Origin of the sequence: Brevibacillus laterosporus (genome assembly GCA_007833815.1) — a bacterium.
Taxonomy (GTDB): Bacteria; Bacillota; Bacilli; order Brevibacillales; family Brevibacillaceae; genus Brevibacillus_B; species Brevibacillus_B laterosporus_D.
The window spans coordinates 213,119-235,147 of record CP033464.1 but is presented as its reverse complement, the minus strand read 5'-3'; the positions used below and the strand labels follow the sequence as shown (position 1 = coordinate 235,147).

The 22,029-nt window shown below is 41.5% G+C and carries 17 protein-coding genes; 13 read left to right on the top strand and 4 right to left on the bottom strand.

The features are described 5' to 3' along the window. Positions 1-38 precede the first annotated feature (38 nt). The 4 genes from EEL30_02290 to EEL30_02275 all read left to right on the top strand — a co-directional run bounded on the left by EEL30_02290 (position 39) and on the right by EEL30_02275 (position 3,447). Positions 39-896 carry a DUF72 domain-containing protein gene (locus tag EEL30_02290; GenBank protein ID QDX91310.1) on the top strand — a complete coding sequence of 286 codons (858 nt, stop codon included), beginning with the start codon at positions 39-41 and terminating at the stop codon, positions 894-896. 41 nt (positions 897-937) lie between these two features. Further along, complete coding sequence (locus EEL30_02285; protein ID QDX91309.1) at positions 938-1,765, top strand: sulfite exporter TauE/SafE family protein; 828 nt, start codon at positions 938-940, stop codon at positions 1,763-1,765. Positions 1,766-1,843: 78 nt separating this feature from the next. Then, positions 1,844-2,164, top strand: coding sequence for a DUF1805 domain-containing protein (locus EEL30_02280; protein ID QDX91308.1), 321 nt, complete (start codon positions 1,844-1,846; stop codon positions 2,162-2,164). A gap of 227 nt (positions 2,165-2,391) precedes the next feature. Beyond that, entirely contained in the window at positions 2,392-3,447 is a 1,056-nt protein-coding gene (locus EEL30_02275) for an HD-GYP domain-containing protein (protein ID QDX95646.1), read from the top strand. On the opposite strand, the gene EEL30_02270 is transcribed toward EEL30_02275, so the two are convergent. From EEL30_02270 to corA, 3 genes are all read right to left on the bottom strand, one after another. Beyond that, complete coding sequence (locus tag EEL30_02270) at positions 3,419-4,885, bottom strand: MBL fold metallo-hydrolase (protein ID QDX91307.1); 1,467 nt, start codon at positions 4,883-4,885, stop codon at positions 3,419-3,421. The genes EEL30_02275 and EEL30_02270 overlap by 29 nt on opposite strands. 47 nt (positions 4,886-4,932) lie before the next feature. Next, the gene (locus tag EEL30_02265) at positions 4,933-6,132 is read right to left on the bottom strand and encodes an NAD(P)/FAD-dependent oxidoreductase (GenBank protein ID QDX91306.1); all 1,200 of its coding nucleotides are present in this window, start codon (positions 6,130-6,132) and stop codon (positions 4,933-4,935) included. Positions 6,133-6,295: 163 nt separating this feature from the next. Beyond that, entirely contained in the window at positions 6,296-7,231 is a 936-nt protein-coding gene (gene corA, locus EEL30_02260) for a magnesium and cobalt transport protein CorA (GenBank protein QDX91305.1), read from the bottom strand. A gap of 281 nt (positions 7,232-7,512) precedes the next feature. Between corA and EEL30_02255 the strand changes: the two genes are divergently transcribed. The 5 genes from EEL30_02255 (at position 7,513) to EEL30_02235 (ending at position 14,731) form a co-directional block, all read left to right on the top strand. After that, positions 7,513-8,712, top strand: coding sequence for a hypothetical protein (locus tag EEL30_02255; protein QDX91304.1), 1,200 nt, complete (start codon positions 7,513-7,515; stop codon positions 8,710-8,712). Then, complete coding sequence (locus tag EEL30_02250) at positions 8,709-9,644, top strand: diguanylate cyclase (GenBank protein QDX91303.1); 936 nt, start codon at positions 8,709-8,711, stop codon at positions 9,642-9,644. The genes EEL30_02255 and EEL30_02250 overlap by 4 nt, the downstream gene beginning before the upstream one ends. Beyond that, on the top strand, positions 9,631-11,019 hold the full coding sequence (locus EEL30_02245; GenBank protein QDX91302.1) for a hypothetical protein: 1,389 nt from the start codon (positions 9,631-9,633) through the stop codon (positions 11,017-11,019). Before EEL30_02250 ends, EEL30_02245 begins: the two co-directional genes overlap by 14 nt. A 172-nt stretch (positions 11,020-11,191) precedes the next feature. After that, entirely contained in the window at positions 11,192-12,433 is a 1,242-nt protein-coding gene (locus EEL30_02240) for a glycosyltransferase family 2 protein (GenBank protein QDX91301.1), read from the top strand. Positions 12,434-12,445: 12 nt separating this feature from the next. Further along, positions 12,446-14,731: a hypothetical protein gene (locus tag EEL30_02235; GenBank protein QDX91300.1), complete on the top strand. Its 2,286-nt coding sequence runs from the start codon at positions 12,446-12,448 to the stop codon at positions 14,729-14,731. 64 nt (positions 14,732-14,795) lie between these two features. On the opposite strand, the gene EEL30_02230 is transcribed toward EEL30_02235, so the two are convergent. Next, complete coding sequence (locus EEL30_02230) at positions 14,796-15,830, bottom strand: M23 family metallopeptidase (protein ID QDX91299.1); 1,035 nt, start codon at positions 15,828-15,830, stop codon at positions 14,796-14,798. A 140-nt stretch (positions 15,831-15,970) separates the two neighbouring features. Between EEL30_02230 and EEL30_02225 the strand changes: the two genes are divergently transcribed. The 4 genes from EEL30_02225 to lipA all read left to right on the top strand — a co-directional run bounded on the left by EEL30_02225 (position 15,971) and on the right by lipA (position 21,933). Continuing rightward, positions 15,971-16,915, top strand: a complete 945-nt coding sequence (locus EEL30_02225) for a DUF111 family protein (GenBank protein QDX91298.1) — start codon at positions 15,971-15,973, stop codon at positions 16,913-16,915. A gap of 103 nt (positions 16,916-17,018) precedes the next feature. Beyond that, positions 17,019-18,143: a DNA repair exonuclease gene (locus EEL30_02220; GenBank protein ID QDX91297.1), complete on the top strand. Its 1,125-nt coding sequence runs from the start codon at positions 17,019-17,021 to the stop codon at positions 18,141-18,143. Beyond that, on the top strand, positions 18,140-20,974 hold the full coding sequence (locus EEL30_02215) for a hypothetical protein (protein QDX91296.1): 2,835 nt from the start codon (positions 18,140-18,142) through the stop codon (positions 20,972-20,974). The genes EEL30_02220 and EEL30_02215 overlap by 4 nt, the downstream gene beginning before the upstream one ends. Before the next feature lie 68 nt (positions 20,975-21,042). Next, the gene (lipA, locus tag EEL30_02210; protein ID QDX91295.1) at positions 21,043-21,933 is read left to right on the top strand and encodes a lipoyl synthase; all 891 of its coding nucleotides are present in this window, start codon (positions 21,043-21,045) and stop codon (positions 21,931-21,933) included. Positions 21,934-22,029 lie beyond the last annotated feature (96 nt).

Sequence of the window (22,029 nt, the reverse complement as noted above, 5' to 3'; positions counted from 1 at the left end):
ATTTCTCCTTTGAGATAAAAGTGAAAGAAGGTTTTCTCTTGAGCAAAAACCAAAACATTCAAATTGGCGTATGCGGCTGGGGAGATCATGATGATTTATACACACAAGGCGTTAAAGCCAAAGATAAGTTGTCTGTTTACGCCAGCCATTTTCCCATTGTAGAGCTGGATAGCTCATTTTACGCTATTCTACCACAAAAGAATTATGTGACGTGGGCAAAGGAAACCCCTGATGCGTTTCGCTTTATTGTAAAGCCGCATCAGGGGTTAACCGGTCATCAGCGTCACATCGAGCGTGAGGAAAAGCTAGAATTATATAAGAGTTTTGAAAATAGCATTCAGCCACTTGTAGAAGCAGGGAAATTGGAAACCTTACTGTTTCAATTCCCACCTTGGTTTGACTGTAAACGTGAGCATGTGCAATACGTTCAGTATTGTGTGCAATATTTTTCGCGTTACTCTGTTTCTGTCGAATTTCGTCATCAAAGCTGGTTTGAATCTACGTGGAGAGAAAAGACATTAACCTTTCTGCAAAATGTGGGTGCTGTGCATGTTGTCTGTGATGAGCCGCAAGCAGGTTCGGGATCGGTGCCTATTGTTACAGCGGTTAGCTCGCCTAAACAGGCCTTAGTTCGTTTTCATGGCAGAAATAAAGCAGGTTGGCGTGATACAGGTGCGCCGAATTGGCGAGATGTTAGGTATTTGTACCGATATAGTGAGGAAGAATTACAAGAATGGAAACCTAGATTACTGGAGTTAAGTCAGCAAACGGAACGTGTCATAGTTCTATTTAACAATAATTCGGGTGGCGATGCTGTAGCGAACGCCAAACGGATGATGCAACTATTGGATATTGATCCAGATGGCTTGAATCCTCGACAACTAGAACTTTTTTAATAACTTTATGGCGTTTTCACGCCCAGAAAGAGGCCTAGATCATGTCAATTGCATTCATTATTATTTTATTTGTGTTTATCGGTCTGTTTGCAGGTGTGATGGGTAGTATGGTTGGTATTGGTGGAGGGATGTTTTTCGTTCCTGCCTTACTTTATTTTGGTAACGTGTATGAACCAGGCAGCATTACCCCACAGATTGCGAGCGGTACCTCATTGTTAGTTATTGCGGTAACAGCTCTGTCCTCAAGCATTAGCTTTATGAAGCAAAAAAAAGTGGACGTGCAAGCGGCAGTACTATTTTTTATCGGTAGTGCACCGGGTGCTATTGCTGGAGTTTACGTCAACAAGTGGCTAAATAGTGATTCTTTTTATCTATTGTTTGGTTTGTTTCAGATATCTATGTTTATTTTGTTAATGGTCAAAGATAAATTCAAGCCAAGAGCCAATCAGTGGAAGATCGTCAAGACCTATATAGATGATCATGGTGAGCAACAAACGTATGGGTATAACCGTACATCTGCTATCATTATTGCCTTTTTCGTCGGTATCATTTCCTCATTATTTGGTGTAGGTGGAGGGATTCTGATGGTGCCAGCACTCATAGTCCTGTATCGTTTCCCTGCGCATATGGCTACCGCAACCTCTATGTGTATTATCTTTTTATCCTCTGTTGTTGGTTCAACGACCAATATTATTAACGATCATATCCAGTGGTTGTATGTGTTTGGTCTGGCTCCAGGAGCATGGATTGGGGGAACGCTAGGTGCTATCGTTGCTAATAAATTGAAAGGAAAGACCCTTATACTTCTTTTAAGAATTATGATTTTGGCGATTGCTGTTCAAATGATTTATAAGGCATTTGTCTCTTAGCAAGTAGGATTACGTTTTGATAAAAAAACACACCCCTTCTCCCTTTTTCTCATATCGTAAAAAGAAAGGAGGGGTATGATGATTGAAATGAAACCCATCTACTTTAAAGCAGGTGTAGCTCAGGCAATTACAGTTCATTTGCCAAAAACGACGTTGCTCGTTGTAACGACTGACATTGGATATATCATGTGTGGCGCGCTTGATGTTGGTTTATTAAATGAGAAGCTGGCTCATCGCGAAATTATTGCAGGACGTGCAACGGGTGTGAAAACGATACAAGAATTGTTGGACGCCCCTTTGGAATCGGTGACATATGGCTCATTGCCTTTGGGAATAGAGGTAGGTACAAAAGGTAGCGATGCAATTGAACTCATGCTATCTCAACAAAGACGAATGTAAACGTAAAGGACCTCCTAAGTGCCTGTGGAGCTAGGGGGTTTCCAATGGTGGACAACTAGTAGGTCTTAGCAAGACTTCTCTTTTTTAGATAAACAAAGTTTTTTATTCGTATACTTAAACAAAACCCCCTTTTTGACGAAATTACTAATAGGTATAATGGATGTAGAAATAGGAAAGGCCTGGAAAAACTAATGCGATTATTGTCCATCACCCGCTGTGAAACTGGTATGAAGCTTGCACGAAGCATTTACAACAGTAATGGCACAATCCTGGTGGGAAACGGCGTAACTTTAACCAAGAGAATGATTGAACGACTAGCTGAAATGAATATACATTCAATTTATATTGAGGATGAAGAAACGGCTGATATTTTCATCGACGATATTATCTCCGAGCAAACACGACAGGAAGCGATGGGTTTTATTCATACATCGTTTGAAACCTTCCGAGATGATCCCAAAAGATTCAGACAAGTATTTGCGGCAGAAAAAATGGGATTGCGTGTTAAAAGTGTACTAACTAATCTTATCCATGAATTAAAAAACAATCATTCTGCAATGAATTTGCTGGGAACGGTGTGTGGTGTTGATTCTTATGTGTTTGTCCATTCCTTTAACGTGACAATTTATACCGTATTGGTCGGATTAAAAATGGGTTTAAACGATAAGGAGATCGGGGATTTAGCTTTGGGTGCTATGTTACATGATGTAGGTAAAATGTTGATACCGCCTGAAATATTGAATAAGCCCGGACGCTTGACAGATGAGGAGTATGAAATTGTTAAGCAGCATACGGAAATCGGATTTGAATTGTTGAGGAAGCAAATAGGAATTCCGTTGCTGACTGCTCACTGTGCATACCAGCATCATGAAAGAATAGACGGGAGCGGCTACCCCCGTCAACTAAAAGATATGGAGATTCATCCTTATGCAAAAATTCTAGCTGTATGCGATGTGTTTGACGCTTTAACCAGTCATCGTGTTTATCGTAGTCCTATGTTGCCACATGATGCTACGGAGCTGTTATTTGCAGGATCAGGAACACAATTTTGTAAAAATGTGTTAGAAGAATTCCGCAATTCAATCTCCGTTTATCCAGTTGGGTTGGGTGTAACGTTAAGCTCAGGTGTTTCTGGTGTAATCATTAAAAATAATCCAGGACTTCCCTCTAGACCGATTGTACGGATACTAGCAAACGAGGCTCACGAAAAAGTAAATCCATTTGAGGTGGATCTCACTACGGAACTAAGTTTAGTCATTTCAGATTGTGAACCTCTTGGATAAATAGATTATTTTCGCTTATTCTCGTCTCAAGTCCAGCTTGTTCCCATGCGAGGATGCCACCTTTTAAATTAATTAGGTTTTCAAAGCCTTTAGATTCTAAAAGGCTGACGGCGATTGCAGATCGAGCACCAGAACGGCATTGGACAAGTATAGGTTTACCTTTGGAAATGACACCTAGTCGTTCCTGTAGGGAGCCGAGCGGGACATGAACAGCATGTGGGAGATGGCCCTCAAGCCATTCTGAAGGATTGCGTACATCGAGCAAGGTGACGTCTTGCTGATAGACAAGGGGAGTGGCCGTAACAACATCCATCTCCTGCATGTCTTTCAACAGGGAAGACAGATCGTTGTTTTTTTGAATTGGTTCACTATCTCCTATTGCTAAGACATGATCAATTCCAACTGCCTGGAGGTCATGTAAAATTTGTTGGTGATCCTCTTTTTTGCCGAGGACAAATAAGGGAGCTTTTTCGTCAATCAACCATCCTGCCCATGTGCAGAAGCTACGCTGATGTGGAATAGATAGAGAGCCTCTCAAATGTTTTTGGGCAAACGCTTGGGCTGGACGAGTATCAAGCAGGATTGCTTCGCTAGCTAGTAGGTCTTGTAGTACATCTGGATTCATCTGTAACTCTTTAGGTTGAGCTATATCAGCTATCAATGGCGCCCCTTTTTTATTTACTTTTTTCATGCGAGCAAAATAGCGAGGAGGCTCTGGCTGACCGTCTAGTAACCAAGTGACGAACCTACCCTCATCTGTGAAAGATAGAGCAGGGTTATAGCGCTTTTCATAACCCACCGTAGAAGAAGGAATCGCTCCTAGCGCTTTTCCACATGCACTTCCCGCTCCATGTCCTGGCCAGATTTGTAGATAATCCTCCCATTCTTTAAAACGTTGAAGAGATTGGTACATTTGACGTGCCCCTACCTCAGCAGTTCCCATTTGACCAGCCGCTTTTTCTAGCAGGTCAGGACGTCCTACGTCACCAACAAACACAAAATCCCCTGTAAAAATTCCTATCGGTTGAGGTCCTGCTATGCCATAGTCCTGCAACAAAAAAGACAGACTTTCCGGTGTGTGCCCGGGGGTATGCATGACTTCTAGACGAAGGTTACCCACAGATAAAGTATCGCCGTTATAGATAATCTGATGCGTAACACTATCAGGTGACTCATATTGCCAATCAGGGCCACCTTCTCCTGATAGATAGAGGGTAGCTTGTGCTTGATGGGCGAGCTCTCTTGCTCCTGATACAAAGTCAGCATGAATATGAGTCTCCAAAGCTCCCACTATGCGTAACCCTTCTTGTTGTGCAATACGCAGATAAGCTGTAATGTCTCTTTGGGGATCAATGACAACGGCTTCACCAGTTCGTTGACAGCCGACGAGATAGGAAGCTTGAGCTAACTGTTCATTATAAAAGTAACGTAATAACATGGTAATCGTTCCTCCTTTAATTTTTCATAAAATGGATAGAACAAAGGTTATATGCGCCCCTTCATCATTCCTTGCCAGTAGAGGAAAGGAAGTAAATCTTTTTTTACTCGATACATGCTATACCGCTCTTTTGATTGGTCAAAGGGAAACGTTTCGCGCGGTTCTAACTTGTAATCGAATTCCGCCAAGATTAAACGATTGTAGCCTGTTACTATGGGGCAAGACGTATATCCATCGTATCGAGCGGATAAGGATTGCTGGTCCATGAAAGCCAATAGATTGCTAACGAGTACAGGTGCTTGTTTTCGAATGGCTGCTCCGGTCTTAGAAGTAGGGAGGTTACTACAATCTCCTAGAGAAAAAATGCGAGGGTAGCGTGTATGTTGAAGAGTGGTCGCATCAATCTCTACCCAACCAGCTACATCAGCTAAGGGACTATCTCGAATACAACGGGGAGCAAACATAGGTGGTACCACGTGCAACATGTCATAAGAAAGGGTATGTGTCTGATTTGTATCAAGATGAACAAATATAGCTTCTTTCTTTTCTGGTAGAATCTCTATCAAATTCCATCTAAAGTTGGTATGAATATTCTTTCTATTAATAACGTATTGTAAGGCATCTGCATATTTTTTGACTGCAAAAATTCCGGCATTAGCCGAAGCGTAGATGATTTGAGAATGAGAGCGAACTTTTGTCTTTCGCATATGATCGTCAGCTAAATACATGATTTTCTGAGGAGCACCCCCGCACTTAATCGGTGTATTTGGTTGAGTGAAAATCGCATTACCTCCTGAAAAAGTACGGAGACATTCCCATGTGTAGGAAACATATTCATAAGAATAGTTACTGCAAACGCCGCCGTTTCCAATTGTCTCAGGTAGTCCTTTAATTTTATCCCATCCAATTTCAATTCCTGCGGCCACGACCAAATACTCATACTGGATCATTTCTCCACGAGATGTACGCACCTGATGCATTTCAGGCAGAAACGATTCTATAGCTTCTTTGATCCATAGCGCACCCTTAGGAATCTGCGAGGCTTCCTCTTTTTCCGACGATTCCTTTGATACAACACCAGCCCCTACCAGAGTCCACAAGGGCTGGTAGTAGTGCTTCTCGGAAGGATCAAAGATCGCGATGTTTCCATGTAGGGAGGGGCGTGCTCGCAATAATCTGGCAGCAACCATAATTCCTGCGCTTCCCCCGCCTACAATGACAACGCGAAAAGTACGTAGATCTGACATCCCTATTCTCCTTTCAACTATAAATTGACTCAATAGTAAAGTAATGTGAGGAAAGAAAAAATGTCAAAAAAGATTAAGAGAACCCTTTCATTTACTGAAAAATACAAGTCAAGCTTCATTCTCTCTAGAAGCCTTCACTCCTATATTATAGGCTTTTTTCCATTCATAACCAATCATTTCTTTTAAAAATAGCATACATTGTAGTAGCTAGTGTGACCATGATAAACAAGACGAGAAAATAACCATAGCGGGTATGTAGTTCTGGCATTAAATCGAAGTTCATTCCATAAATACCTGTCACAACTGTTAAGGGCATGAAAATAGTGGTCAACGCTGTAAAAATGCGCATGATCTCATTGGTTCGATTAGAAACAGATGATTGATAGGCTTCACGAACGTTACCAATTAACTCTCGAAATGTTTCAAAATTCTCCACAATCTTCACGGCATTCTCATGAATATCAATGAAATATTTGCGTAAGTTTGGAGAGATAAGTGCTAAATCCATTGTTTGAAGGGCATAAATTAGATCGCGTTGTGGTGCCATTATCTTTTTTGCATAGAGAATTTCTCGGCGTAAACCAACAATTTGGGAAAGATGAGAGTTTTTCGCCTTGAGTAAAACTTGTTCCTCCAAATTTTCAATAAGATCTTGAATTTCTTCCATCACATCAAAGTAGCTTTCTATGAGCTGATCCATGAAATAATACAAGAAGGAATCGGGTGAATGAATTTCTTCCTCACGAATAATGGAGGGAAAAATGCGTATCTCATCTATTTCAAATTTACTGACCGTAATGATATAATGCTTTCCAAGAAAGATATTCACTTCCCGCAGAAAAATATCCTCATTATGAAACTGAATGCTATTGCTAACCATAAAGTAATGGTCCTGATAAACTTCGAGTTTGGGACGTTGTTCCTCTTCATCAATGCAATCCTCAATAGCTAATGGATGTAAATGAAACAAGGATTGCAAGATATCCAGATCAAATAAACGAGCTTGTATCCAATAGAATCCATTAGCAGGTGGATGTATTGTCTGTTCTATGTCTTCGGTAGATGTCATGGTTCCATTTTCGATTAAATAGATTTTCAACGTGATACCCTCCTTTGTTCCATTCTCGCAGATACCTCTAGTATATCCCGTATTTCATACAACCTTGATCTGATCAGATTATTACCAACATTTACTCTTACCCAAATCAGCTGAATCAGTTGCAGAGGCTATATTCAAACAGTAAGATTAATATACTTTGTAACATTTATACTAATGAATATAAATGTTATTTTTTTCACTTATAGCCGGCTTCCGAGATTTTATTCAAATATGTAAACGTAAAAAGGTAGGTCAAAACGGAAAGTGGTCGAGATAAAACCATGGGAATAAAGGTGTTAAGCAAAAGGGCAATTGTGGTAATTACTTTAGTGGTTTTGGTTCTTATCGTTGCCTTTTGTGTAGGACGAATCAATCAAAAGGATGAGAGTATTACACCGATCACACTTGCTGAGCCCCCAACTTACGGTAGCGAAGCAGAACAGAAATTATTTCATTTCATCAGGACGCATATGGTTAATCCAGAAGGTGGCATTTATACCAATTATCTAGATAACTCAGATAAAACGAAGGGTCATGCTGTTCTCTCGGAATCAGTGGGGTTATTGCTAAAATATGCTGTTAGTTCCCACAATGAAGAATTATTTATACAGCAGTTGAACTTATTGCAACATCGATTCGTGGAAGGAGATTTCATCGCATGGATTTACCCAAGTACAAGTCATCATACGGTGAATAGTAGCGTGGATGATTTACGAATCATTGAAGCTTTATGGGATGGAGCGCGGATATTTAACAATGAGCAAGCCTTTAACTTAGGATTACGCCTCGCAAAAGGACTTCTTGCTACTAATACCGATGGAAAATGGCTGTTTGATTATGCTGATGAGAAAAAACGGCAAGTGGCTCCAACTGTACAAGTTCGGTATGCCAATTTATCTGCCCTACAAAAGCTAGCAGAAAAAATTCCAGAATATTTACCCATATACGAACAGATGAAAAGAATTTTAGAGCAAGCTGAACAACCGAATGGACTGTATGCACTTGCGTACCTGCCTAAAGAGAGTAGGTATGTTCAAGATCCGGCATTACTGACAACTGCTGTCTCAACCAATATGAGTGAACAGATTATTACAGCTCTGTATGCTGAACAGGCAGGTATTCCAACTGACTCAATGCGCAAGCGTTTAGCAGATAGCCTACAGAAAACAGGGAAGTTATTTGCTACGGCTGATAAACAGAGTGGAAAAATGAAGACCGATATGGAATCGCCTGCTGTTTATGCTTTAGCTGCCATGTTGTTCATAGAAAGTGATCAAATTAGCTTAGCTAGGCAGTGTCTTACTCGGTTAGAGGAACTACAAGTATCCAGCCAATCCTATCAAGATGCTCCAGCCGATATCAGACAAAAAGCGGTGCAATTTGAGGGAGGATATCTGGATGTGTACAGGCTGCAGGCCTTTTCCTTTGATCAACTAGAAAGTTTACTAGCTATGAGGATAGGAGGAGGGAAGAGCGAATGAAAAGAAGTCAAAAATACATGAGTTTTTTCATGCTGGAGCCTTATTTGATACTAGCTTTGCTCGTGCTATTTGTTGCTCAATTTGTCACCATGCAAGACGATGATTCATACACTTATGTCTGGTTCGGATGCACGGTCCTCTTGCTGGTGATTAGCTATACGAAAAATCGAGTGCTGGGTCTATTGCTTAGTCTAGGTGTGATTTTTACATTTGGAACACTCCATCTAGTCCGTTTTTTTGTATTTATGGAGAACGCTAGATTTACTTTATTGGAATTATCTTGGTTTGTGTTATTTCCATTAGCGGCTTACACGGGAGGCGTTTTAGGAGAAAAGGTTCGCAGCATGTATGCGGAGTATCGACATATGTACCGATCTGTTGATGAACTGATGATGGTAGACCCCATTACGGGATTAGCGACGGAAAAACGCTTTTTCTTTGATCTGGAGGAAGAGATTCAACGAGAATACCGTCATTTTATTCGGCGACAACGAGCCGGTTTGGTTGTGGGCACTTGGAAGGAACAAGACCCAGAGACAACTCCACAGGATGAGCAAGTGACAATCATGTTAATTGAAATCGTGCATTACGATCAATTCCAAATTCTATATGGTCAGGAATGGGGCAGGAGATTATTACTTGCCTTCACGGAAGGCTTACATAGCTCATTACGATTAAGCGATAAGAAGGCAAGAGTTGGTGATGCTCGCTTTGCTTTAATTTTGCCTGAGACTCATCCGTCCAATGCCATGGTTGTTCAAAACCGTTTGCGGGAGACAATTGATACGTTTCAGATGCAAGTGAATGCCAACCAGATGAAAGAAGTGACATTTACATTAAAGTTTGGTTTAGCTTCAACTCCTCATCAGGGAGAGAGTCCACAAGAGCTATATGACGTGGCCAAACGGGAGCTTCTTTATGATCTGGGGTAAAGGGCAAGAGAATATAAAAAAGGCTATGTTTTTCTTATTGATAGGGATGTTAGCTTTATCTACTCATGCTGATTTTGCTAATGCACAGAAAAATCAAGGAAACAAACAAACAGGGATTACTTGGTTGTTGTATCATCAGTCAGATGAATATACAACGACAAAAAATGAACTTTTGCTAATGCTTTCCCTATTTCAAGAGAAGGTAATGCCGATTAATATCGACCAACAGATACCGCCACAGTCTAGCTTTGATTGCCTTGTGTATGTAGGGAATGGTGCTCAGTCAAACGGTGCGCTCACTAAAGAATGGCAACAAGTAATGAAAAAAAGTCATGTTCCTGTTTATGTAGTTGGGGGAAATCCAGCCAGTTTAGCATTACATACTCCCTATAAAATCACAGGTATGATTGATGAGGCGCATCTGTTTACGATAAAGGGAAATAGATACCCACTCGATCAGTTAATGGATATTCCTATGTTATCTGTACCTTATGAAAAACAGAGTGCAATCACAGCATTTATAGAAAATGGCGTACAGAAAGCACCTTATTTACTTGCAGATCATCTGGGAGTGGAGGGCAGACCTTTCTATTATAGTGCTCAATTTGTTGGAACAGGAGAGCTAAGCTATGCCTTTCTCGATTCATTGTATGATTTTTATCAGCAAAAAGTAGTAACCCGACACTCTCTTCATGTTTATTTGGACGGGATAACTCTTACATCTGATCCTAACAAGCTACTGACTAAGGCACGTTTACTAAAGGATTTGGGCATTCCCTTTAGTATTTCGCTAGATCCGATCGAACGTGGGAATCAGACTGATTTACGCCATTATCCTGATTTGGCTAAAGCATTATTGCTGATCCAACAAGATTTAGGAGGGCAGGTTGTTGTAAAAGGACACAAGGTTACTCTACAACCAGATAGCCCAACAGATTTGCTCAACAAAAAAGAGATTTTATATGAGCTTGGAATCTCGCCTGTTGCTGTCGAATTACCAGAACAAGGTGTATCGATGAACCAAGCGATGGAGGCAGCTCCTTTATTTCAACAAGCGATCGGCTTACCCGATTTGGGGGCAGAGTGGCCTAAGGTTGCCTTATCAAGACCGCTATGGGAACAAGAACCAAATCAACTGGCCTTTTACTCCAAAGTGCCAATTTCTAATATGGACCCTGGACAGTATGTATCATCCGCTTTGCAACAAGTTCAGACATCCATGATCATGCGACATACCCAAATGATTTTACCAGTGCCAAGCAACTTACCTGATGCTGAATTAAAAGATTTGATTCTTAGATTGAAAAACATGCGAGTTCTGTTCTATTTCTTACCAGAAGGAGAGGGCCCCCGATACAGCCTCAGCAACAAATAAAGGTCGATGAACAAACCAGGGTACAGAAGGCTAGCTTTTATATATCCTGGGGTCTTGTCATTGTGGTGAGTAGCGTTGTACTGTATTTCCTTCTAGAGGTGAGTATCCTTCGCAAAAAGAGAGCACAGCGTATGTTTGAAGAAAGTAGTAAGGAAGTGGGAGGGTCAGGGTAATGACTGATCATATTTTTATCTTTTCATTGCTAATGATTTGGGTCATGCTTTTGTACCACGTTATCTTAGCGATGTCAGGTTATCGTTATGAAAAAAAGCTATATGAGATCGGCAAAACTCTGCGATTTCCTGAACAGCCCCCTTTTGTGAGCGTTCTGGTTCCTGCCCATAATGAAGAAATGGTGATTGAGCGAACGGTAAAAGCGCTGTGCTCTTTTGATTATCCGGAAGATTCTTTTGAAGTTATCGTTATAAATGACTGCTCTACGGATCGCACAGGCGACATTTTGGATCGTCTGGCGAAACAATATCCGATGCTACGACCATTGCACATTCATCCGCCAGAAGGAGGGACAGGGAAATCGGCTGCATTAAATAATGGCTTGCGACACGCTAGAGGCGAGGTTTTGGCTGTTTATGATGCAGATAATACACCGGAACGAACGGCTTTGCGAAGGTTGGTAGCTACCTTGGTTAGCAATCCTGATTATGGGGTGGTTGTGGGTAAGTTTCGGGTCATTAATGCAAAAAACACCTTACTTACAAGGTTTATCAATATTGAAACGATTAACTTTCAGTGGATGGTACAGGGAGGGCGCTGGAGTCTGTTTGGCATCGCCAGCATTCCAGGGACCAACTTTGTAATTTGGCGGGATGTGTTAGAGGAAGCTGGAAGCTGGGATGAGAAGGCACTAGCAGAGGATACTGAACTTAGCATCCGTATTTATGAAGCTGGAAAGAAAATCTGTTTCATGCCTGTCGCGGTTACGTGGGAGCAGGAACCAGAGACTTGGAATGTTTGGTTAAAACAACGAACACGTTGGGTTAGAGGTAATAGCTACGTAGTCATGAAGTTTATTCGAATGATTTTCTCTTTAAAAAATAAACGGATTATGTTTGATATTTTTTATTTCTTCTTTACGTACTTTGTTTTTTTATGTGGTGTACTCATTTCTGACGTTATTTTTGTACTGTCTCTAGTTGGTGTGGTGGATTTAACGGTGGAAGGTCCTTATTTTATCATCTGGGTACTAGCCTACTTATTGTTTATTGTTGAGATCATGGTTACCTTAGAGATTGAGAAAACCCAATTAACCTGGTCGAATTTATTCATTGTCATGCTGATGTACTTCACGTATTCACAATTATGGATTTTCCTAGTAATTCGCGGGATGTTGATTCAGCTAAAAAGCGTACTGTTACAGGAAAAAGTCGTCTGGTACAAGACCGACCGCTTTTAAAAAGGAAAGGGGATGACGTGCATGAAGAAAGAAGAGAAACAGGTCGTCACGGGCAGTCAGGTATTCTCTTTCCCTGGTTGGGTCACATGTCTTCTGATTACTTGTCTGTTTAGCTTGAGTGTTTTGAGCTTCATTCCAACTCAAGCAGATGCAATGGCGAATGTTAGCAATACATTTATCACCAAGGAAGATCAGAGCTTAAATCCCACGCACAGCCAGTATGATTACTACCTGAAAATCTCGGACCAATGGGAGATTAAACAGGCAGAATTTCAGGTGTATTTCCGCTATTCTCCCACATTAATATCAGAGTCTAATGTAAGTCTTTTCATGGATGGAAAACCGTATGGGACGACTCGTCTGATCAAAGGAAGGAATGGTCAGGGAAGCCTAAAGGTAGTTATTCCTGCTAAGGATTTGACGCCGGGATTCCATCAATTCTCGGTGGGAACGTATTTGCAATCAAGCCCTTATTTTTGTGCGGATCGACTAAACCCAGCTAACTGGCTGGTGTTAGATAAAAAGAGTTACATTCATGTAGCCTATGAACCTTTATATCCAAAGTCAACCATTCAGAGCTTCCCGCAGTCATTCATTGGAGACGACGCTAGTCCGTCATGGAATACGGAGATAGTTGTCCCAAATAAGGCAACGGATGCGGAATTAGAAGCGGCTTATCAGGTGGTAGCTACGCTTGCTAGTTATGTGCCTCAGGAAAGCCAGGCTGCTCGCGTACTTAGGTATAATGATTGGAAAAAGGCGCCCTCCAAGCGGAATGTCATAGCAGTGGGCCAGGCTAGTAGTTTTCCAACTGAATGGCAAAAGAAACTTACACCTTTGTTAAAAAACAAAACGCAAGAAGGACTGCTCCATCAAATGACACTCTATGATGGAGATCAAAGTAGCACACGTACCTATTTGTTTGTATCAGGAGAAAAAGAACAGCAGGTGCAAGTAGCTGCAAAAGCATTACGATATCCTTTATTGACCAAGCAAATAAATGGATACACAGCTACTGTATCAGATAACATGGTAAGAAAGGCAGAGAACCTAGCACAAACCCAGCTTGCCCCATGGCAGAAAGCTAGTAGTGATTCTGTTACTTTACGGGATCTGGGGTATCATCAGGTAACGTTGTCCAATGTCTTTAGTGAATCCACTAGCTATCAATTCGCAACCCCACCTGACTGGCAGTATGTAAAAGGTGCTGGATTTCGTCTTGTTTACCAACATTCTGAGCAGGTAAATAAAAAAACAAGCTCAATTACTGTACGGATTAATGGGGTGCCGGTTAATACGATCGCTTTAGAGGGAACAACGGGTAAGCCAAAAGAGGCATTCATTCCCTTTCCGTCAACTTTGCGTACGGGAGAACCAATTAACGTAGTGGTGCAGGCCAATTTAAATATCAGAGACACAGGATGTGACGAAGTAACGAATCGTTTGGAGCATTTTGTTAGCATTTTGCCAGAAAGTCAGTTTGTAGGTAAGCATGAGCAAATGAAAACAGCGGCACTCTCCCATTTCCCCAATTTATTTGTTGATCAGGATAATCAGGTGAAAGCAACAGCCTTGTTATCAAAAGAACCAAACAGTGTTGAATTAACAGCACTAGCTCAACTGACAGCAGGGGCTATGAAGAATGTTCATGACTTACAAGTAACACTTAAGCAAGGTCCTGAGACATTAGAAACAAATAGTGAACACGTATGGATCTTGGATGTAAATAAGCAAAATAAGCTACTAAATCAGTGGAAGCAGGATCAGGGTTTACAGATTCATACTACACCAAATGGGCTTTCCAGTGATGTAGTTCCTGTGCTTGAGTCTTCGCAAGTTAATGGAGCAAGCATTCAGCAGATTTTTGCACATAAAGAAGGTCAGGTAGCTTTAGTCATAAGTGCCAACACGCCCGAAATGTTACTAGCGGCAACAACTGCAATGAGTGATCAAACAAAAGTCCCGGCGGAATCTAAAGAAGAGGCAGCGATTGTAACCTCGAATGGTAAAGTGATATTACTACCTCTCACAAGTGAAGCCCCGATTCCCGTCAGAACCAAACTGGTGAATAAGGTAAAGGGCTGGTATGAATATGTGAATACCGCCGAAGGTCAGGCAATGATGGCAGTTGTCGTATTTGTCATTACGGTTCTTATCGTTCTCTTTTTCCTGATACGCTCGTGGAAAAGAAAACGTCGTCTAGAAAATAGTAATCAAAAGGACAAGACAGATTCAGATTTTAGAGGCAAAAATGGTCAAAGTCTGACTAGAATAGGTCGTGGACCGAAGAAAAAATAAATGAAATGTAAAACAGAAGCCCCTGCAACGGGGCTTCTTCTCGTATCAAGGATTTTAACAAGGGTTATTTGTAAATAGGTTTTGGCTGTTTTTTCTGCATTTCCCAACGCTTTAATAGCGGGTAGGGATCAAATGCCCATTCATTATTTCCATTGTCCCGATACGTTCCATAATGAAGGTGGGGTGGGAATTTACCTGAGGTACCAGGCTTACCATAACCAGAACTGCCAACATAGCCGATTACTTCGCCAGGGACGACAATATCACCCTCTTTTAAACCCTTCTTAAAGGAGGACAAGTGAGCAAAATAATGATAAATATTGTCGATGTCCCGAATACCTACACGCCAACCACCATAGCGGTTCCAGCCTAATACCTCAACGACTCCATATCCAGTACTCATAACCGGTGTAGAGTATCCGGCAAAAATATCAACGCCTTCATGAATGCGGCGTCCCCCCCAGCCACGCGGGTCTCCCCACGTACTCCGATAACTATAAGAGAAACGTTTGGGGATAGGAAAAGCATGTTCATGCAATTCAAGTGTTTGGTATTTCTCATAGATCCGTGAGAACTGCATGATGGTTCTTACCGCCGAGTCGCGCTTATAATAGTTCCATAGACCAATCTTGAAATCATCGGAGGTATAGCCATAGGTACCTAGGAAACGAACAAGACTAGTTAATACGTCTCGGTCATTTTCTTGATCAGCTACACCATCACCAGAACCATCTAAACCGATCCCATGAAAGAAAGTAATCGAAATCAAATTATGATCTTCGGAATCAGGATTAAAAACGCCACACCATAATTCAGTGGGTACCTTGATTGCGGTGAGCCGTTTTTTCTCAGACTCTGCTTCACTGTTTTTTCGTTTCTTTTTGATGGTTCGTTCGTACTGATCAATAGCAGCTAAATACTTCCATGGGATTCCATATAATGCTTCGTATTCAATAAATAATTCCATACGTTCATCCCACTCTGACTTAGCAGGGGAAGTTATTGGTGCCTTAGTCGGTATAGATGCTGCTAATCCTTGAGATGGAACCATAAGGATAATAGCTATGATCCAACATGAATAAAGGCGTAGAAAACGCATACGTCTCCCTCCAGCCATTAGTCTCCTTATGATAGAATGACCGATACGATTATGATTTATGCTTATAAATTTTGGTAATGGTTACGAGTGGTCAAAATGACTTTTATGATAAATGGTGAGGGGAAAGGAGGCGTTTTAGTATGAGCCGACATTACATTTATATCGGAGGCGAAGGAGCGTATCAACTAGCGTCGCTAGTACCACTCTGGCAGCAACTGCAAGCAAATGAGAATCTGCCTTTTTCAAAATTGCTCGTTTCATCGATTGACACAAGTGATTGGGATATAAAGGAAACAGATGCTTGGAATGCTCTAGTAGAAATAGGAATTCCAGAAGATTGCCAAGTCATGGTGAGCCATTTGATCCTTCCCGAAGATGATCAGATGAATGGCACATTGCTTAAGCTGGCAATAGGTCATTACATTAAAAAATGGCAAAGGAAAGAGGACGGGGAAGCGTGTAGCCCACAATTTCTTAGGTGGTTACAAATGGTGGGGGCACTCTCTGTAGCAAATCCACCATCTGGTAGGATGCAGAGGGTGTGGAGTGGAAAAGGCTTATATATAGCTTTAATTAGCCCTATGGATGAAGGCGTGAAATCAACTGGTGACAGCAGCAGGCGTAATAAAACTAATTCCTATAAAAATCAGGCCATGATTCTCTTACAAGCGAATCTGGAGGATACGCCTCAAGAATGGTTGGGATATACCATGCAAAGCCTATATGCAGCTGGAGCCAAAGACGTTTCTTATATGACGATTACCATGAAGAAGAATCGTCCGGGCCTGATGTTGCAAGTGATGTGTTATGAAAGCCAACAGGAGATAATGAAAAGTATCATGTTTCAGGAGACGACAACGTTTGGTATTCGCTATTTTCCCGTTACATGCCACCGTTTAACCGAACAAGTACTGGATGTGAAAACAAGATGGGGAGAAGTGAAAGTAAAGTTAGGCTTTTATCACGGAGATTGTGTCCAGATTGCTCCTGATTTTGAAATTTGCTCGAAGCTGGCGGAAGAACATGATACTCCGTTACGCAAAATCTACCAAAAGGCAATGATGATGGCTAAGGCGCGCTTATAAGCGTGCTTTTTGTATTTTTATTCGGAAGGGAAGATATGTTCGTAATATAAGCAGGAACATAGTGGGAAAGTGAAGAAATTAGCCATAGACGGGAGGGGCGAATATGATCAGATTTATTCATACTGCTGATGTCCATCTGGATGCACCTTTAACGAACTTATCTTCCATTTATGAAGTAAGACAGGATGACTTTCGGCGTACCATGCGACGAATGCGTGATGTAGTGATAGAAAAGCAAGTTGATTTTTGGCTAATTGCTGGGGACTTATTAGAATATCATGGAGGTACGAGAGCCACTGCATTATTTTTGCGAGAACTGTTTGAAAGTATGGCTCCTATTCCTATATTCATCTCACCAGGCAATCACGATCCTTGGCAGGAAGGTTCATTTTATCAGACAATGGAGTGGCCTGCACATGTTCATATTTTCACAGATGAATGGGGTGTATATGAGTATCCAGAGAAATCGTGCGTACTGTATGGATGGGGTTTCCCACAAGCCCACGTTACCACGTCACCTTTAGATACCTTTCCTGGAAAGTTACCTGATTATCGCTTTCATCTGATGGTCATTCACGGTTCCGTGGTTACGGGAGAACATATGGATCATTCTGTCTATGCCCCGATGACAATCGGAGGACTCGCCGATACAGGAGTAAACTATGTGGCACTTGGACATATTCATAAACCGATGCAATTTTTACATCCCCAGACCAAACAAGTGCTGGCAGCATATCCAGGTTCACCCGAAGGACTTTCAATCAAGGAAAGTGGAGAGCGGTATGCCATCTTTGGAACTATTTCTGATACAGGTGTGGTAACGATAGAACCTATTTCTGTGGAAAGTCGAATCATCAAAAAGATGACTATTTCACTTAAAGGATTAGAGACAGTGGATACAATTGTTGAGCGAGTGGAGAGGGAACTCTCTCAAGAAAATAAGGATTACCTGCTCCATGTGACATTTGCAGGAGAGCGAGCCAGTCACCTGCATGTACCCTTAGAGATAATAAAGGCACGGTGCAAGGACTATTTCTTTATTCAATTTACAGACCTGACATATCCAGACATAGATGAACAGCAAGTGAGAGAAAAAGGTGGCGTTTTTGGGAAATGGTTGGAAAAGCTAAATGATTTAGAACAGGCTACAACAGATGAACGGGAGAAGGCGGTAATCCAATTGGCGAAACGAGAAGCCTTACAGCGGATAGGAGGTGTGTTTCGTTGATCATCCATGATATACATATTAAAGGTTTTGGTAAATGGCAGGAGCAAGCCTTTACCTTTGCACCAGGTCTAAACTTATTTTATGCCCCAAATGAGGCTGGAAAGTCTACCTTACTACAAGCACTTGTGGCTAGTTTGTATGGAATGAAAAAAGATTTTATTAAAGTTTCCCGCTATTTAGAGGAATATGACCGTTACTATCCTTGGCATCAGACCTCTTATGAAACGATCGTGCGGTATACATTAGCAGATCAACACTTCCGTTTACATCGAATTCTAGATAAAGAGCGTGAGCAAATGAAGCTTTATCTAGAGCCAGAATTAACAGAGGCTTTGGCTTTATATAAAGAGGATAGGCGTCGGGAATACAACGTTATCGAGAAGCATCTCGGACTTAACCGTAGTTTATTTACCGATATTACTTGGATAAAACGAGAAGGGTTGCAGGCAGCGGAACATTTACTACCAAATCTCGCACAACAAGGTGAAGTGGACCCTGCAGTACAAGGTGTTTTAGCTACATTAGAACAAGAGTATAGTGCTATCGGGAAAAAAGAGAATGCTGAAAGTACACTATGGGGCAAAGTTAACCGTCAATGGCAGCAAGCCAATCAGGCTCTGCAACAAGCGGAAGAAATCTGGCATACAAACAAGCATCTTCACCAATCTGTGATCGATTGGCAAAAGGAAGAAGAGCTAATACAGGCACGATATGACACACTATCCAAGCGATTGGCCTATCATCAACATTTTATGGAAATCTGGCAGGAGTGGTGGGCATACACTTATCAGACTATGCATAGCTCTCAATTGATTCGTTGGTTAACAGACTCTACTGAAACACTGCCTTCTTTATACAATGGGACGCCAGAGCTTATCGAGTGTCATCGATCCACGCAACAACAACTCGCTGAGCTAGAGCAAGAGAAGATGGTAGACCAAGAGAAGGTGAATGCAGATGGAGTTGATGCATATGAGAGTAATCGGATTGAAACGGGAGCAAAAGGAGAGCCAGAGGAAGCGGTAGATAAACCCGCAGAATGGGTGAAACGCGACGAATTAGCACAGGAAGATGTAGAGCAATTGAACCGTGATTACCAATTAGCGCGTACCATGTATAAGCATCTAGAAGATTTACGCCATCAACGATATCAGCAGGAGAATTTGTTGGCTCAGTTGAAAGCTACGTTACAAAAAAAGATAAGTATTCATGACAAAAGTGAGGAACAAATCCAGCTTCTACAACAATCACCCCAACTGGCTTATTATGATGAATTAATGGCTATACAAGCGGAGAACTATCTTCGACAAAATAAGCTGGATGAAGTAGAACTTTTTGTTTCAGTGAGTAGCCGTCGTGCCAAACATCGAAAGCAACAGCTAGAAAGGTCAAAACAACAGACAGCACGAACAAAAACCAAAATGCCACTTCTCGTCTGGGTAGGTGGTGAGATAGCAATCGTTACTGCTATCTGGAGTATCTGGATGGTAATCGAACAGCGCTGGGATATAGGGAAGATCGGTGCAGGAATAGCCCTCTTTTCTGGATTACTTGGTATGACTTCTTATTTACTTTATAAGTTCAAAGTCATTGATAATAGTTTGGGGAATTCGCAAGTTTTGCAAATTCCTGAGGCTGTCCAGCAATGGCTTACCCTGATGGATATTCAATCAGGAGAACAAGTTCGCACATTACGGGAGAAATATGTCAGATTACAGCATTGTAGACGCGAGATAGAGGATATTTCGCAAGATATAGACGAACAGGCTTCCTCATTAAGTAAGATACCATCAGAAATTAGAGGGCTTCAGCAGCAATTCGATCACTCTGAACAGGCTCTACTGCAACTGATTGAGCAGGAGCAAAAGCAGATTACTACTCTCACTACTATTTTTTCTGTTTATCAGGTAGATAATTGGGAAGAATTTACCGATAAACGGGAATCCTTATTAGTAAAGATTCATGTATTAACCGCGAATCAAGGACAATTACAAGAGATTGAGCGATTAGAGGAAGAATTACATGCGGAAAGATTACGAGTAGAACAGTCATCATATATGGAGAGACAAGAACAACAACGGCAAACGCTTCTGTTGAATTGGGCAGAAAAAATACGAGAGGCGATGTTGATAACCAAAGAGATAAAGGAGCACGAGCAGGCTACAAGCTTGCAGGAAGCCAAGGAGTTGGAACAACAACTTGTTCTTCTGAGAGAGCGTATAGCTAGGGCCAGAGGAGAGATTGGACAGCGTGATCAAAGCTCATGGGCTAGAGCTAAAACAGCCTTTGATGAGGCTGAGATGGCAGTAGAAGAGGTACAATTACGACGAGATAGTTTGCAGATCGCTCGTGACACTCTTCAAGAAGCTATGAGGGAATGGCATAGGGAAATCTCCCCAGACATTAGCCAGATTGCTTCAGAAGTGACGAGTCATGTGACAGAGGGACGATACCAAGATGTGCGAATTGATCCCATCAATCAATTTTCGATGAAAGTGATCGAACCTGAATTACATCGAGTTATTGACCAGGAAAAACTTTCCAATGGCATGCAAGATCAACTCTATTTTGCCCAACGAATAGCTTTTATTTTGCAAATTAGTAAGGCCAAAGAGCCGCTTCCGATCTTTTTAGATGATCATTTTGTGCATTATGATGAACGTCGTTTGCAGAGCACAGTAGCGTACCTACTTGCTTTAGCTGAGACTCATCAGATTTTTTTATTTTCTTGTCAACAGAGAGAAATGTTATTATTAGGTGAACAATTAAAAAATCATCCGCGTCATCGGCTTCATAACTGGTACAATAAAGTAGCAAACAGTAACACCTAATAGGTTGCAGATAATAATCATTCTAATTATAATTGAGACACTGAAAAATGTTAGGAGTGTGACGGTAGATGGCACAACGCAAACCAGATTGGTTAAAAATAAATCTCGCATCTGGACAAGATTTGGACAACTTCCGTGAAATTAAGCAAATGATGCGTGGGAGAACCCTGCATACGGTTTGCGAGGAAGCAAAATGTCCCAACATACATGAATGCTGGGTGAATCGAACCGCCACTTTTATGATTTTAGGCGATATCTGCACACGTGCTTGTCGTTTCTGTGCAATTAAAACAGGTCTACCAACCGAGTTGGATCTGGCAGAACCAGAACGCGTAGCAGAAGCAGCTGAACAAATGGGCTTAAAGCATGTCGTTGTTACTTCTGTAGCGCGTGATGATTTAGCAGATGGAGGAGCAAGTATCTTTGCAGCTACGATCAAGGCTATTCGTACTCGACTTCCTCTTGCTACGATCGAAGTCCTTATCCCTGACTTTATGGGGAACTGGGATGCCTTGAAATTGGTTATGGATGCGCGCCCTGATGTATTGAATCATAACATTGAAGCGGTACGCCGCTTATCTGACCGTGTACGGGCACGTGCTAAATATGATCGTACTCTAGAGTTATTGCGTCGTGCAAAAGAGATGCAACCAACTATTCCAACCAAATCAAGCTTGATGATTGGTGTAGGTGAGGAGATTGAAGATATTATAGAAACAATGGATGACTTGCGTGCAGTTGACGTGAATATCATGACCATTGGGCAATACCTACAACCAACGAAAAAACATATCGCTGTATCTAAGTACTACCATCCAGACGAATTCCGCATGATGAAAGAAGAAGGAATGAAGCGTGGATTTAGTCACGTAGAATCAGGTCCGTTGGTGCGAAGTTCTTATCATGCACACGAACAAGCCAATGCAGCAAAAGATACCATTGCAGCCGCTAACGCTTAATAGATAACGGATAAGAAATTCAAGCATGCGTCTACTACAAACGCATAATAAGTTCATTATTATAATGGAAAAGCACCCTTATACCAGAGGCTTCGC